Source organism: Rhizobium giardinii bv. giardinii H152 (genome assembly GCF_000379605.1).
GTDB lineage: Bacteria > Pseudomonadota > Alphaproteobacteria > Rhizobiales > Rhizobiaceae > Pararhizobium > Pararhizobium giardinii.
The window spans coordinates 453158-467183 of sequence record NZ_KB902680.1 but is presented as its reverse complement, the minus strand read 5'-3'; the positions used below and the strand labels follow the sequence as shown (position 1 = coordinate 467183).

13 protein-coding genes are annotated in these 14026 nt (G+C 62.6%); 9 read left to right on the top strand and 4 right to left on the bottom strand.

Annotation, left to right across the window (positions count from 1 at the left end; all coding sequences use genetic code 11):
• Positions 1 to 9: 9 nt before the first annotated feature.
• Complete coding sequence (locus A3AY_RS0118045) at positions 10 to 1638, top strand: AMP-binding protein (RefSeq protein WP_018327070.1); 1629 nt, start codon at positions 10 to 12, stop codon at positions 1636 to 1638.
• Here the strand turns inward: A3AY_RS0118045 and A3AY_RS0118040 are convergent, their stop codons facing one another.
• The 3 genes from A3AY_RS0118040 to secA all read right to left on the bottom strand — a co-directional run bounded on the left by A3AY_RS0118040 (position 1639) and on the right by secA (position 7451).
• On the bottom strand, positions 1639 to 2922 hold the full coding sequence (locus tag A3AY_RS0118040; protein ID WP_018327069.1) for a GNAT family N-acetyltransferase: 1284 nt from the start codon (positions 2920 to 2922) through the stop codon (positions 1639 to 1641).
• Complete coding sequence (locus A3AY_RS0118035; protein WP_026203574.1) at positions 2919 to 4340, bottom strand: lipopolysaccharide biosynthesis protein; 1422 nt, start codon at positions 4338 to 4340, stop codon at positions 2919 to 2921. The genes A3AY_RS0118040 and A3AY_RS0118035 overlap by 4 nt, the downstream gene beginning before the upstream one ends.
• A 399-nt stretch (positions 4341 to 4739) precedes the next feature.
• A complete protein-coding gene (secA, locus tag A3AY_RS0118030; RefSeq protein WP_018327067.1) occupies positions 4740 to 7451 on the bottom strand; it encodes a preprotein translocase subunit SecA in 2712 nt (903 codons plus the stop codon).
• 234 nt (positions 7452 to 7685) lie between these two features.
• On the opposite strand from secA, the gene A3AY_RS0118025 reads away from it, so the two are divergent.
• The 6 genes from A3AY_RS0118025 to A3AY_RS0117995 all read left to right on the top strand — a co-directional run bounded on the left by A3AY_RS0118025 (position 7686) and on the right by A3AY_RS0117995 (position 11944).
• Positions 7686 to 8546, top strand: a complete 861-nt coding sequence (locus A3AY_RS0118025) for a peptidylprolyl isomerase (RefSeq protein WP_018327066.1) — start codon at positions 7686 to 7688, stop codon at positions 8544 to 8546.
• A gap of 133 nt (positions 8547 to 8679) precedes the next feature.
• A complete protein-coding gene (argJ, locus tag A3AY_RS0118015) occupies positions 8680 to 9921 on the top strand; it encodes a bifunctional glutamate N-acetyltransferase/amino-acid acetyltransferase ArgJ (RefSeq protein WP_018327064.1) in 1242 nt (413 codons plus the stop codon).
• Positions 9922 to 9936: 15 nt separating this feature from the next.
• Positions 9937 to 10707: a GNAT family N-acetyltransferase gene (locus A3AY_RS0118010; RefSeq protein ID WP_018327063.1), complete on the top strand. Its 771-nt coding sequence runs from the start codon at positions 9937 to 9939 to the stop codon at positions 10705 to 10707.
• Positions 10704 to 11117, top strand: a complete 414-nt coding sequence (gene mutT / locus A3AY_RS0118005; RefSeq protein WP_026203572.1) for an 8-oxo-dGTP diphosphatase MutT — start codon at positions 10704 to 10706, stop codon at positions 11115 to 11117. Before A3AY_RS0118010 ends, mutT begins: the two co-directional genes overlap by 4 nt.
• A gap of 196 nt (positions 11118 to 11313) precedes the next feature.
• Positions 11314 to 11634, top strand: a complete 321-nt coding sequence (locus A3AY_RS0118000) for a hypothetical protein (protein ID WP_018327061.1) — start codon at positions 11314 to 11316, stop codon at positions 11632 to 11634.
• Positions 11635 to 11770: 136 nt separating this feature from the next.
• Positions 11771 to 11944 carry a Flp family type IVb pilin gene (locus A3AY_RS0117995; RefSeq protein ID WP_026203571.1) on the top strand — a complete coding sequence of 58 codons (174 nt, stop codon included), beginning with the start codon at positions 11771 to 11773 and terminating at the stop codon, positions 11942 to 11944.
• A 6-nt stretch (positions 11945 to 11950) separates the two neighbouring features.
• Here A3AY_RS0117995 and A3AY_RS0117990 read toward each other — a convergent pair whose 3' ends face one another.
• Positions 11951 to 12838 (bottom strand): methyltransferase domain-containing protein, encoded by an 888-nt coding sequence (locus A3AY_RS0117990; protein WP_018327059.1) that lies wholly within the window; start codon positions 12836 to 12838, stop codon positions 11951 to 11953.
• Between the two features lie 103 nt (positions 12839 to 12941).
• Here A3AY_RS0117990 and A3AY_RS0117985 point away from each other — a divergent pair, with 103 nt between their 5' ends.
• Together A3AY_RS0117985 and grxC are read left to right on the top strand one after the other, a co-directional pair.
• Positions 12942 to 13718, top strand: coding sequence for a ComF family protein (locus A3AY_RS0117985; protein ID WP_018327058.1), 777 nt, complete (start codon positions 12942 to 12944; stop codon positions 13716 to 13718).
• Positions 13719 to 13765: 47 nt separating this feature from the next.
• On the top strand, positions 13766 to 14023 hold the full coding sequence (gene grxC, locus A3AY_RS0117980; RefSeq protein WP_018327057.1) for a glutaredoxin 3: 258 nt from the start codon (positions 13766 to 13768) through the stop codon (positions 14021 to 14023).
• Positions 14024 to 14026: the final 3 nt, after the last annotated feature.

Genomic DNA, 14026 nt, shown 5'->3' with positions numbered 1-14026 from the left:
GGCGGGTTCATGCTTCCGATCTGCGATACCTATGAGAACCTGCGGCGCGACTTCCGCTGGCAGATTCCGGAAAAATTCAATATCGGCACCGCTGTCAGCGATGCCTGGGCAGCGCGCGAGCCGGAGAGGGTCTGCCTTCAGCATTTCAGCCCCGAGGGGGCGCATCTGTCGCTGACCTATGGCACCTTTGCTGCACGGTCTTCCTCATTCGCCCATGGGCTCCGGGCGGAGGGCATCCTGCCCGGAGACCGGGTCGCGATCCTTTTGCCGCAGAGTTTCGAAACGGCGATCGCCCATGTCGGTATCTACAAGCTCGGCGCCATTGCCCTGCCGCTGGCGCTGCTGTTCGGGGTCGAAGCGCTGGAATATCGGTTGCGCGACGCGGGCGCCGCGGCCGTCGTTACCAATCGTTTCGGCCTGGAAAAGATCGCGGCCATCCGCGCGCGGCTGCCGGATCTGAAATGCGTCGTGCTTGTCGATGCCGAGGAGCCGGCAACCATCGCCTTTGCCGCGCTGGCGCAAGGCCATTCACCGGTTTTCGTTGCCGCCGACACGACGCCGGACGATCCGGCGATGATGATCTACACCTCCGGCACGACCGGGCCGCCGAAGGGCGCGCTGCACGGCCATCGCGTCCTGCTTGGCCATGTCCCCGGCTTCCAGTTCCATCACGCCTTCCTGCCGCAGCCTGGCGACCGGATGTGGACGCCGGCCGACTGGGCCTGGGCTGGCGGGCTGTTGAATGCGCTGCTGCCGTCGCTGCTGCTCGGCGTTCCCGTCGTGTCATCGCCCGGGCAGAAATTCGATCCGCACATGGCTTTCCGCATTCTGGAGGAAATGGAGGTGCGCAACGCCTTTATCCCGCCAACGGCCCTGCGGCTGATGAAAGCGGTCGAAAATCCCCGCTCTCTCTACAGGCTCAACCTGCGCACCATCGGCTCGGCCGGGGAATCGCTCGGGCGCGAAACCTGGGAGCAGGCGAGCGAGGCCTTCGGCGTTCCCGTCAACGAGTTCTACGGCCAGACCGAATGCAACATCGTCCTGTCGTCGGCTGCCAATCTCGGCGTGCTGAAACCGGGCTCGATGGGCAAGGCCGCACCGGGTCATGAGGTTGCAATCATTGACGCCGAGGGAAGGGAGCTTCCCGCCGGCACCGTCGGCCAGGTCGCGGTGCGCCGGCCCGATCCGGTGATGTTCCTCGGTTACTGGCGCAACGAGGCGGCGACGGCGCAAAAGTTCATCGGCGACTGGATGACGACCGGCGATCAGGGTGTTCAGGATGCCGACGGCTACATCACCTTCTTCGGGCGCGATGACGACGTCATCACCTCGTCAGGCTACAGGATCGGTCCCGGCGAGATCGAGGACTGTTTGGCCGGTCATCCGGCCGTCCAGCTGGCAGCCGCGATCGGCAAGCCCGACCCGGTGCGCACCGAAATCGTCAAGGCCTACGTGGTGCTGAAGCGGGGGCACGCGGCAAGCACCGAGCTTGCCGCCGAGATCCGCGACTGGGTCAAGATGCGGCTGTCGATGCACGAATATCCGCGCGAGATCGAATTCCTCGATAGCCTGCCGCTGACGACCTCCGGCAAGGTCATCCGCCGCATCCTGCGCGACAGGGCAATTGCGGAGGCATGATCATTTCGAGCGCCGGGGCGTCAGTGCCCTGATCTTGTCGCGCAGCAACCGCGCCATGTTGCGGGTGTTGCGATAGAGGTGGAGCTGGGCGGCGACCTGGCGCACATCGCGGTCGCGGTTCTGGGTAAGACCGATCACCAGCGTGCCCATCTCATCCCGTTCCTCCCAGAAGCGGCTCATCACGGCATGATCCGGCGTCGCGCAGCTATCCGAACGCACGATGTTGGCGTCGTCGAGATGCCATTCCGTCAGCTCGGCCATGAGCAGCTTGCCGGGCGAATATTTCGCATAGCGTTCGTCATAGGCCGTCTTCCAAGTATAGGCGTCGCCGGCCATCATGAACACGACCATCGACGCAATCGCATGTCCGTCGAGGTCGAGCGTGTGGATGCGCACGCTGTCGGCTTCGGCCAGGTTGGTGATCGCCTCGCGGGCAAAGGCGCAGCGGTAGCGGTCGAGCACCATGGCGGTGCCCTGGCGGCCCTTCCAGCCGCTCGCTTCCAATGCCAGAAACTCCTCCATCCGCAGACGGATGTCGGCCGGTTGGCGGGCGACATTGTAGGACACGCTGCCGAGGGCTTGCAGGCGATTCCACTGGCGGCGCAACTCGCGGAAATGCGACGGGCTGATCGCGTGCCGCAGGTAGCTCTCGCCGTCCTCCAGGCTTTCCAGCATTGGCCGGGTAAAGGTGTCGGTAACGGTCAGCGGCAGGTTCCGGCCGATGGCGACGGCGCGGGCGAGCTGGGCGAACTTGCCCGTCAGGCGCACGTCGGGAAGCACGAGCACGCCGGGCAGGCCGGCAGAAGGGCTGGCAAAGGCCTCGTAGAGATTGTCGATGGTCTCTGCCGCGCCTTCGGCATCGAGCAGCGGCACGCCGAGCGGACCGAACGGGTTGGACCAGGCGCGGATGATCGGCGCGCCGATCGAGAACCCCGGTTTTTCGATCGAGAACGGCATCAGGAAGCGGATGCGGCTGCGGCGCTCGTCATTGTCGCGGATCAGGGCCAGGCGGATGATGCGGTCTTCCAGGCGCGGCATGGCGGGCGCGAGGAAGCGGCCGGTAAAGAAGACGTTCGGCTCCAGCGCCCGGTTGGAGAGGAAATCGAGCTCCGGCTGCAGTTCGTAACCCTGGCGGGCCGGATAGAGGCAGAGCTGCCGGCCGGGGCGGCCGATGTCGATTGTGTTTTCAGCGATCGGACGATCGGGCGCCGGCGGAACCAGGCCGCCGAGGATACGCGCCGACCGGCTGTTGGCATCGTCGGGAATGTGCGTGTTGCCGGTCATGGTCGGGTGGCCTCTGCTTTGATGGGTCTGGTGTGCGGGTCGGCGAAGGCGAAGAGAACGATGCCGAAGGTGCGGCGAACCGCGACATGAAGAAGGATGGCCTCGACCACCATGGCGCCGGTCGTCGCAAAGGCCGCGCCTAACAGGCCGAACATCGGAATCAATGTGACGTTGAGCAGCAAGTTGGCAACCAGCGCGCCGGCATAAAGGGCGACGCACAGCGTCTGGCGGCCGGCCATGGTGAGCAGGGCTTCGGCGGGACCGACCAGCGCCTTGGCCATGATGCCGGCAAACAGGATCGCCATCAGCGGATAGCCGGAAACGAAACTTGGGCCGAACAGAGACAGCAGAAAGGTGCCGCAGAGAAGGACGAGACTGCCGACGCAGAGAGACGGCCAGAACGACCATTTGGCGCTTTCGACGGCGATGACAGCCAATTGCTGGCGATCCGGACTGGCCATGGCGGCCGAAAAACGGGGGGCGGCGGCGGCTTTCACGGAAAACATGACGAAATGCACCAGCGCCATCGTCTTTGCCGCAGCAAAATAGATCGCGACGTTCTCCGGATCGAGATAGAGGCCGACGATGACGACGTCGGAATTGGTCAGCATGAAGCCGAACCCCTCGATCAGGAAGATCGGCACGGCGACGCGGATCCAGGTGGCGAATTCGATCCGGCGCGGCCCCTTGAGGTAGCGCCGGCGCAGCCGAAAGGTGAGGATGAAGAATTGGGTGGCGCTGGTGAGATAGGTGGCAGCCATGCCAGCGATCATCGCGGTCTGCGCGGTGTGCGGCTCACCGATCGCCACGGCAAAGAGCATGAAGCCGAGGATGAGCACAGGCCGGATGATATAGGTTGGGCTCAGCGCCGAAACCGCCCAGCTGTGGGCGCGCGACGTCCCGTCCATCACATCGCCGAGCGCGATCATCGGCAGTGTGAAGATGCCGAGATAGAGCGGTACCAGATAGTAGCTGTCGATTCGGTGGCCGAACAGCCAGAGCCCGCCAATGCCGACGACCGCAAGCGCCGTCGCCGAGACCAGCGCGAAGATACGCACCGTCATCGTCAGCCCGCGGATTTCCGCCAGCGCGCCGCGGGCGTGGTATTGCGGCAGGAAGCGGATGATCGCCGTGTGGAAGCCGAGGCAGGAGAGATTGCCGAACAGGACGACCAGGACCCAGACGAAGACGAAGATGCCGTATTCGAAGTCCCCCATGACGCGGGCAAGGATGATCTGCGAGACGAAGGCGATGGCCGCGCTGACGACGCGGATGGCAAAGGCAACAAGCGCCATGCGCTGGGCAAGATGCTTGGGATCATTGCTCGTCAGGACGGGTCCGAGCTTTTCAAGCAGCGGCGACAGCCAACTCCGCAATGCGGGCGGCAATATTCGTCCGGCCGTTTGACACGCTGCCATGAACAAGGGAGTACCCGAAACTACGCAAAACAGGCCGCCAGTCTTGCCAGAACAGCGTTAACAAAGGGTGGAGAACGAGGCCGCGGCCGCGCTGCTGACAACAACAATCGATATGCTATTGTCGGTTGCATTCGGTGGCAGAAGCAGCGTGCGTAAAATCAGCTTGCGCAACCGGGGGGATGGGCCTCCCGGCCGAGGCAACGGCCTTGCTGTCGAATCTGGAGGTGATCTATGTGGCCAAAGCCATTTAGCATCACGCTTACCGTAAGAAAAACCCGGACAGGCTGGTCAATGGCTGTCCGGGTCAACTTCAGGTAAGAATTCAGGCAGGCGGGAGGGCAATCCCGCCTTCCACTCCAGAAATAAGCGATGCCGCTTGTAAAATCAAGTTGCGGGCTTTCAAGCCTCGAAAGCCCCATGGCAGTGCTTGTATTTCTTGCCGGAACCGCAGGGGCAGGCTTCGTTGCGGGCAATCTTGCCCCAGGTCGACGGATCCTGCGGATTGCGGTTTTGCGGCGGAACGACATTCAGGTTGATGCTGTCGGCAAAATCGTCCTCGCCGGTGATCGGGTCGATATGGTGGCCGACCATCTGCGGCGGTGCCGGCTGCGGCGCCTCTGCTGCTTCGCGCACCAGTTCGACGCGCATCAGTTGTGCGGTAACGGCCTGGCGAAGATTGGTCAAAAGCGCCTGGAACAGCTCGAAGGCTTCGGATTTGTATTCCTGCAGCGGATCGCGCTGCGCATAGCCGCGGAAGCCGATGACGGAACGCAGGTGGTCGAGATTGACGATGTGCTCGCGCCAGAGGTGATCAAGTGTCTGCAGCACGACCGAGCGTTCGACATACAGCATGATATCGGGACCGAAGCGTTCCGCCCGGTCAGCCGCAGCCTTGTCTGCTTCGGCGATGATCCGCTCGCGGATGTCGTTCTCGTCGATGCCTTCCTCGGCTGCCCATTCTACGATCGGCAGGTCGAGGTTGAGCGAGTTCTGCACATCGGTCTTCAGCCCGATGGCGTCCCACTGTTCGGCATAGGCCTTTTCCGGGATGCGCTTGGCGACGATGTCCTCGATGACCTCGTGGCGCATGTCGGCGACGGTTTCGGAGATGTCCGTCGCATCCATCATCTCGATGCGCTGCTCGAAGATCACCTTGCGCTGGTCGTTCAAAACGTCGTCGTATTTCAGCAGGTTTTTGCGCGTGTCGAAGTTGCGGGCTTCAACCTTTTTCTGGGCACGCTCGAGAGCCTTGTTGATCCAGGGATGGACGATCGCCTCGCCTTCCTTGAGACCCAGCTTCTGCAGCATCGAATCCATACGGTCAGAGCCGAAGATGCGCATCAGGTCGTCCTGCAGCGACAGGAAGAATTTCGAGCGGCCGGGGTCGCCCTGGCGACCGGAGCGGCCGCGCAGCTGGTTGTCGATGCGGCGGCTTTCATGGCGTTCGGTTGCCAGAACGTAGAGACCGCCGGCGGCCAGCGCGATGTCCTTCAGGCGCTGGACCTCGGCCCGGATGGCGGCTTCCTTCGCTTCCCGCTCGGGGCCGTGTTCCATGTCGCCGAGTTCGGCCGCCATGCGCATTTCGAGGTTGCCGCCGAGCTGGATGTCGGTGCCTCGGCCGGCCATGTTGGTGGCAATCGTCACGGCACCCGGAACGCCGGCCTGCGAAACGATATAGGCTTCCTGCTCGTGATAGCGGGCATTCAGGACCTGGAAGTTGGTGAACCCGGTCTTCTTCAGAAGCCCTGCCAGAAGCTCGGACTTTTCGATCGAGGTCGTGCCGACGAGGATCGGCTGGCCGCGCTTGTGGCTGTCCATGATCTCGGCGATGATCGCCTTGAATTTCTCTTCCGCCGTCCGGTAGACCTCGTCGTCCTCGTCGATGCGCTTGATCGGCAGGTTGGTCGGCACTTCCACGACTTCGAGGCCATAGATGTTGCCGAATTCCTCGGCTTCCGTCGACGCCGTACCGGTCATGCCGCCGAGCTTCTTGTACATGCGGAAGTAGTTCTGGAAGGTGACCGAAGCCAGCGTCTGGTTTTCCGGCTGGATCGTCACCTTTTCCTTGGCTTCGAGTGCCTGGTGCTGGCCTTCCGAATAGCGGCGGCCCGGCATCATGCGGCCGGTGAATTCGTCGATGATGACGATCTCGTCGTTGCGGACGATATAGTCCTTGTCCTTCTGGAAGAGCTTGTGGGCCTTCAAGGCATTGTTGACGTGGTGGACGATCGCGACGTTCTCGACGTCGTAGAGCGTCTCGCCTTTCAGCAGGTTCGCTTCACGCAGCAGGTTTTCGAGCTTCTCGGTGCCATCCTCGGAGAAGTTGGCGGAGCGCTGCTTTTCGTCGATCTCGTAGTCTTCCGGGGACAGGAGAGGGATGAACTTGTCGATGGTGTTGTAGAGTTCGGACCGGTCGTCGAGCGGGCCGGAAATGATCAGCGGTGTGCGCGCTTCGTCGACCAGGATCGAGTCGACTTCGTCGACGATGGCGAAGAAGTGGCCGCGCTGGACCATCTGGCTGCGCTCGTACTTCATGTTGTCGCGCAGATAGTCGAAGCCGAGTTCGTTGTTGGTCGCGTAGGTCACGTCGCAGGCATAGGCGGCGCGGCGCTGGTCGTCGGTCAGCCCGTGAACGATGACGCCGGTGGTCATGCCGAGGAAACCGTAAACGCGGCCCATCATCCCCGAGTCGCGCGTCGCGAGGTAGTCGTTGACGGTGACGACGTGCACGCCCTTGCCGGCCAGCGCATTGAGGTAGACCGGCAGCGTCGCCACCAGCGTCTTGCCTTCACCGGTCTTCATTTCGGCGATGGATTTCTCGTGCAGGATCATGCCGCCGATCAGCTGCACGTCGAAGGGCCGCAGGCCAAGGACGCGGCGGGCGGCCTCGCGCACCACCGCAAAGGCTGGAACCAAAAGGTCGTCAAGCGTCTTGCCATCGGCCAGTTGCTTGCGGAATTCCACGGTCTTTGCAGCCAGTGCCTCGTCGGAAAGCGCTTTGGTTTCGGCTTCCAACGCATTGATGGCATCCACCTTGGCCTTGTAGCCGCGCACACGCCGGTCATTCGATGACCCGAAAATTTTGCGGGCGAGGCCGCCGAGACTGACCATAAGAATGGTCCTTTCCTGTATGTCGCCAACGCGGGGGAATTTCCGCGAAATACTATGAAACGCCCGGAACTGTTCTGGACGCGAGGTTGCGTGACAGATAAGAGGGGGGTCGAATTATGTCAACGGGAGTTGAGGCGCGCCAAGGCTACAGAACGGCCACAATCTGATGATGTGGAACGTTTTTCAGGCCGGCCGCGAGCACGGTTCCGGATAGCACAGGTGGAAGGTACGAGGATGTTGAAATACAAGATGCTTGCGGCGGTTGCCCTGGTTGCCGTCATGGCCGCCCAGACGCCGGCGACCGCGCAGGATGCCGCCGATCCTGTCATCGCCAAGGTGGGCGATGCCGAGATCCACAAGTCGGAGCTCGATCTGGCCCTTACCGGCCTCGATCCGCAGCTCGCCCAGCTGCCGGACGAGCAGAAGCGCGCTGCAGCCCTTTCGGGCCTGATCGACGTCAAGCTGCTCGCCAAGGATGCTTCCAAGGAAGGACTGCAGGATGATGCAGCCTTCAAGCAGCGCATCGCCTATCTGACCGAACGCGAGCTGCACAATGCCTTCTTCAAGAAGCACGTCGTCGACGCCGTGAAGCCGGAAGAAGTCAAGGCGCGCTACGACGCGGAAATCGCCAAGATCACGCCGCAGGAAGAGGTCAAGGCGCGCCATATCCTGGTGAAGACCGAGGACGAAGCCAAGGCGATCATCAAGGATCTCGACGCGGGCAAGGATTTTGCGACGCTCGCCAAGGAAAAGTCGACCGACCCGAACAAGGCAGACGGCGGCGATCTCGGCTATTTCACCAAGGACCGCATGGTTCCGGAATTCTCGGAAGCCGCCTTCAAGCTCGAAAAGGGCAAGTATACGGAAGCGCCGGTGAAGACCCAGTTCGGCTTCCATGTCATCCTGCTCGAAGACAAGCGCAAGCAGGCGCCGCCACCGCTGGCCCAGGTCGAGCAGCAGGTCAAGCAGCTCGTCATGCGTGACAAGTACATCGACCTCCTGACGAGCGCCAAAAAGGAGACCGGTGTCGACATCACCGATCCGGCACTCAAGAAGGCCTATGACGACGCCAACAAGGCCGAGACCGCGAATTAATCAGGCGCCCCTCATCCGGCCTGCCGGCCACCTTCTCCCCGCTTGCGGGGAGAGGGTCAGGGTGAGGGGCCCTTGTCCTGGAAACAATTTCTCCTTTCCCGGCTTGCCGGGTTTTTTGCTAAAAGGCAGATCCATGTCCGGTTCCGTTTCTCCGCTTGCCCCGAAATCCTTCGCCGACATGCCGCCTCTGCGCGGTGTCCGCATGGCGACCGCCGCCGCTGGCATCAAGTACAAGAACCGCACAGATGTGCTGCTGATGGTCTTCGATGAGCCGGCCGCCGTTGCCGGCGTTTTCACCCGGTCACGCTGCCCCTCGGCCCCGGTCGATTTCTGCCGCCAGAACCTGCGGGGCGGCGTTGCCCGCGCCGTGGTCGTCAATTCCGGCAATGCGAACGCCTTTACCGGCAAGAAGGGCAAGGCAGCGACCGAGCTGACGGCGCAATCTGCGGCGCAAGCCGTCGGCTGCTCTACCGGCGAAGTCTTCCTTGCCTCGACCGGCGTGATCGGCGAGCCGCTCGACGCGACGAAATTCGCTGGCGTTCTCGGCGACATGACGGTTCAGGCGACCGACGATTTCTGGTTCGAGGCCGCCAAGGCGATCATGACGACCGACACCTATCCCAAGGTTTCGACCCGCAGCACCGAGATCGGCGGCGTCACGGTCACCATCAACGGCATCGCCAAGGGCGCCGGCATGATCGCGCCGGACATGGCGACCATGCTCTCCTTCGTCGTAACCGACGCCGATATCGCGCCGGAAGCCTTGCAGGTGCTGCTGTCCGAGGGAACCGGCCCGACCTTCAATTCCGTCACAGTCGACAGCGATACCTCGACGTCCGATACGCTCATGCTGTTTGCTACCGGTGCTGCCTCAAGGGATGGCCAGAAGAAGGTGTCGGATCCTGCCGATCCGGCTCTTCAAGGCTTCCGCACCGCGCTGAACGACCTTTTGCGTGACCTTGCCTTGCAGGTCGTGCGCGATGGCGAAGGCGCCCGCAAGATGGTCGCGGTCACGGTCGAGGGCGCCGAAAGCGACCAGGCCGCCAAGCGTATCGCCCTGTCAATCGCCAACTCGCCGCTCGTCAAGACGGCTGTTGCCGGCGAAGACGCCAATTGGGGCCGCGTCGTCATGGCCGTCGGCAAGTCCGGCGAAATGGCTGACCGCGATCGGCTGGCGATCTGGTTCGGCGATGTTCGCGTTGCCGTCGAGGGCGAGCGTGATCCGTCCTATTCGGAAGCCGCGGCAACGGCGGTGATGAAGGAGCAGGACATCGCCATCCGCGTCGAGATCGGTCTCGGCTCCGGCAAGGCGACGGTCTATACCTGTGATCTGACCAAGGAGTATGTCGAGATCAACGGCGATTATCGGAGCTGAATCCAGGTGCAGGACATGATTTCCAAAGCCGACCTGCCGAATGTCCGCCGCCTGGAAGCCGTCGGCTTTCGCGCCTGGCCGGCGGCATCGGTGCAGTATGACGGCAGCTGGCTGGTCCGGCTTACGGCGGGGCATGATTCCAAGCGGTTGAACTCCGTCAATCCGCTTGACCCGTCCGACTACCGCGATCTGGAAATCCGCCTCGAGAAAGCCGCCAGGCGTTTTGCCGAATACGGCCGGCCGCTGACGGTGCGGCAGACGCCGCTGGCGCCGCCGCAATTGATCGCCCACATGGATGCAAACGGCTGGCAGGAGTTTTCCGAAACCATCGTGATGATGGCCGACATTCCACCGAACGACACGACGGAAGCGATCGAACACCTGCCTCTTCGCGATGTCGGCCGGTTCGTCGACGCCCGTTTGCAGATCTGCGGTGAAAACACCCAGGGCAGGGCAGGCCTGGCCGAGGTCATCAATGCCATCAAGCCGGAATGCGGCCTGTTTCTGTTCGAATCGCCCGAGCACGGTCCAACCGCCGTGTCGCTTGCGGTTCACGACAACGATCTCGCCGGCATTCTCGGCGTTGCCGTCGCGCCGGGTGTCCGCCGGCAGGGCATCGGTGCATCGGTCGTCAATGCCTCGCTGCGCTGGGCCCGTTTGCGCGGTGCCCGAACGGCATGGCTTGCGGTGGACAGCGACAACGAGGCGGCGATTGCGCTTTATCGCAAGTTCGGTTTCAGGGACGTCTATCGTTATTCCTACAGGCGGCAGGGGGTCTCGCGATGAGCTCTCCGGAGCGGAACATTCTGTTGGTGGCGGCCTGCGCACTGGTCGACGGTGATGGCCGCATCCTGCTTGCCCAGCGTCCTGAGGGCAAGTCGCTCGCCGGTCTCTGGGAGTTTCCTGGGGGCAAGGTGGAGCCGGGCGAAACGCCGGAAGAGACCCTTATTCGCGAACTGGACGAGGAATTGGGCATCCGCACCAAGGTCGCCTGTCTCGCACCGCTGACCTTCGCCAGCCACACTTATGACAGCTTCCATCTGCTGATGCCGCTCTATGTCTGCCGGCGCTACGAGGGCGTTGCCCACGGGCGGGAAGGGCAGGCCATAAAGTGGGTTCGACCGAAAGCTTTGCGGGACTATCCGATGCCACCGGCGGACGAGCCACTTATCCCCTACTTAATGGACTTGCTTTGATCAAATCCTGGAAATTTCGATTTCATTAATCGAACATTTATCACCCTCACGCAAAATCGCCTTCAGTGAAGTGCCGGTGTCTACGGTTAAGGGATGATTCCCGCGATTGGCACCGGTCGTGTATCGGCGCGGACATGGTCTGGAGCGGTGAGAGTGTACCGTCTTCAGGTTAGCGCAGGCATTCGAGAGGCAGACGATGGTTGACGACGATTTTTGGAGAACGGTTCAGGACAAGGATCTGGTGACGAGCCAGAGCCGTCGGACTGGCGTGCTCAATCTGTCGCTGCTGTTCGGAACGGCCGTCATCGCGTTGACCCTGATCCTGACACCGATGCTGGCGTCGAAGTCGGACAAGAAGGTGCTCGCGGATGCACCGATCGACTACGACAATATCTCGACCGGCTCCATTCCCAGCAGCCCGAATGCCAAGCGCTACACGGTGCGCCGGAGCGTGCTGCAGGAAATGCCGGGCGCCGTCTGCATCATCGACGGTGATGGAGCCAAAAGCGGCTGCTGAAGCCTTTGTGCCGGGCATGCGCCCGGTCCACGTTCGCTGCCAGCCTGGACCAACGCGGTCCGACAACGATGCGCGCATGCCCGTCCTTTCCGGATGACGTCATCCGCGGGACATGCGCCTGACAGGCTGGGAGCATATGAAGACACTCGCTCATTTCGTGACCGACAAATCCGGCGCCACGGTGGTCGAATACGGCCTCTTGGCAAGCCTCATATCGGTTGCGCTGATCGTCGGTCTCGGAGGCTTCTCGGATTCCCTGCTGGAGGTGTTCGACAAAATCAGCACCGCGATCAACGGCGCTTCTTCCTGACGTGTTTCACTGATCTTTCAGCGGCAGTTCGCGTGTGCTGAGGGCATCTGATAGCCGTTGTTTTGCCGAGCCCGGCCTCAGCGGCTTCTGCTGGCTTTCATGCGGCGCCCAGCCGGAAATGTAGATGATCGAGAAGGTCGCCCGAATGCGGCCGTCCGGATCCGAGAAACGATCCGCATAGATTTCCGCGGCTCTCAAGAAAAATTGACGGGTGAGGGGCTTGCGGCTGCGTGCGGCGAGCGGATTGGTCATGCCCATCGCCCGGAGGTCCTTCAGCAGCGCAAACAGGGAATCGTAGCGCACGGTGTAGGTCTCCGTGTCGGCGACCGGCAGCGTGAAGCCGGCCCGCTGTAAGAGCGCGCCGATGTCGCGGACATCGGCAAAGGGAATGACGCGGGGGCTGGCGCCGCCGGTCATCTCGCTCTCTGCCGCAAGCAGGACCTCGCGCAATTCCTGCAGCGTGCCGCTGCCGGGGATGGCTGCAAGGAACAGGCCGTCCGGCTTCAGGGCCCGGCGGATCTGGATGAAGACGCCGGGCGTGTCGTTGGTCAGGTGCAGCGACAGCGGCGAGACGATGAGATTGGCCGATTCCGGCGCCAGCGGCACCGTCTCGAGCGAAGCGACAGAGACGGTATCATCGGCCTTTGCGAAGACCTCGTCGATCTCGACGCGCTCGATGTCGGACACCTTGCCGGTTTCGGCGAGGAACGCGGCGGTCAGCCCGGTATAGCCATGCAGCTCGACGGCCTTGTCGAAATGGCGCTCGACGACGCTCAGGCGCTCGGCGAGCTCGCGGCCGGCGATCTCAAGCAGGAATTGCGCCTTCGGGTCGCCGTTGCGCAGCGCCCGCTTGCGGCGGGCTTCGATGAGTGTCTGGTCGAAAACGATATCCACGGTGGCTCTCCAATAATCCGATCGCCCAAATCTGATCGCCCAAAAATCTGGTCGCCCAAAAATCTGATCGCAATGAAACCCGCCTCATCGTAAAGTCAACCTCATGCGGGGCGAAGAGGCGGAAAATCCGGGATGGCGGCTGGGCAGGGGCTTGCGCGGTCTGATCACCGCGGCGGTCGATGCCGTCTATCCGCCGGTCTGCACCGGGTGCGGCCGCATGGTTGGCCAGCATCGTGGCGTGTGCCCCGCCTGCTGGGCGACCTTGCGGCTGATCGAGCGGCCGTATTGCGAGGTTCTCGGCCTACCGTTCTCACATGATCTCGGTGCCGGCATACTTTCGGCCGATGCCATCGCCAACCCGCCGGTGTTCGACCGGTTGCGATCGGTCGCCATCCATGACGGCATTGCCCGCTCGCTCGTCCACGGCTTGAAATATCGTGACCGCACCGATCTCGCCATCATGATGGCTGGCTGGATGGTCCGTGCCAGCGACGGGACTGTCGAGGCGTGCGATGCGATCCTTCCCGTTCCGCTGCACGCCTATCGGCTTTGGGGACGCCGGTTCAACCAGTCGGCCGAGCTTGCCCGCGCCATCGCCCGGCTCTCGGGCAAGCCCTATCTGGCGACCGCCCTGATCCGCACCAAGCGGACCGCGCGGCAAGTCGGGCTTGGTGCTCAGGCGCGCGAGAACAATGTGCGCGGCGCGTTTGCCGTCACCGAGGCGGGCAAGACGGCGCTGTTCGGCAAGCGCGTCGTGCTGGTCGACGACGTATACACGACGGGTGCGACGGTTTCGGCGGCGACGCGGGCGCTGAAGAAGGCAGGGGCCGGCGATGTCACGGTTTTGACCTTTGCAAGAGCCATGTCCGGCCTTATATGACAGGAAAGATGATGCCGGCAGAGGGTCGGCGAAGGAGCAGGTAAGACATGGCTTCGGTGGTGATTTATACTCGTCAGTTCTGCGGTTATTGTTCAGCGGCGAAGAAACTTCTCGAAACCAAGGGGGTCGAATTCGAGGAGCATGACGCCACCTATGCGCCGGAGGTGCGGCAGAAGATGATCGAGCGGTCGAACGGTGGAACGACCTTCCCGCAGATCTTCATCAACAACGCTCATATCGGCGGTTGCGACGACCTGCATGCGCTCGACCGTGCCGGCAAGCTCGACGAGATGCTTGCCGCATAAGGA

Excerpts from the sequence above, each read along its gene's own strand:
- A3AY_RS0118045 (WP_018327070.1), top strand. The coding sequence starts at position 10 with ATGCTTCCGATCTGCGATACCTATGAGAACCTGCGGCGCGACTTCCGC.
- A3AY_RS0118040 (WP_018327069.1), bottom strand. The coding sequence starts at position 2,922 with ATGACCGGCAACACGCACATTCCCGACGATGCCAACAGCCGGTCGGCG.
- A3AY_RS0118035 (WP_026203574.1), bottom strand. The coding sequence starts at position 4,340 with ATGGCAGCGTGTCAAACGGCCGGACGAATATTGCCGCCCGCATTGCGG.
- secA (WP_018327067.1), bottom strand. The coding sequence starts at position 7,451 with ATGGTCAGTCTCGGCGGCCTCGCCCGCAAAATTTTCGGGTCATCGAAT.
- A3AY_RS0118025 (WP_018327066.1), top strand. The coding sequence starts at position 7,686 with ATGTTGAAATACAAGATGCTTGCGGCGGTTGCCCTGGTTGCCGTCATG.
- argJ (WP_018327064.1), top strand. The coding sequence starts at position 8,680 with ATGTCCGGTTCCGTTTCTCCGCTTGCCCCGAAATCCTTCGCCGACATG.
- A3AY_RS0118010 (WP_018327063.1), top strand. The coding sequence starts at position 9,937 with ATGATTTCCAAAGCCGACCTGCCGAATGTCCGCCGCCTGGAAGCCGTC.
- mutT (WP_026203572.1), top strand. The coding sequence starts at position 10,704 with ATGAGCTCTCCGGAGCGGAACATTCTGTTGGTGGCGGCCTGCGCACTG.
- A3AY_RS0118000 (WP_018327061.1), top strand. The coding sequence starts at position 11,314 with ATGGTTGACGACGATTTTTGGAGAACGGTTCAGGACAAGGATCTGGTG.
- A3AY_RS0117995 (WP_026203571.1), top strand. The coding sequence starts at position 11,771 with ATGAAGACACTCGCTCATTTCGTGACCGACAAATCCGGCGCCACGGTG.
- A3AY_RS0117985 (WP_018327058.1), top strand. The coding sequence starts at position 12,942 with ATGCGGGGCGAAGAGGCGGAAAATCCGGGATGGCGGCTGGGCAGGGGC.
- grxC (WP_018327057.1), top strand. The coding sequence starts at position 13,766 with ATGGCTTCGGTGGTGATTTATACTCGTCAGTTCTGCGGTTATTGTTCA.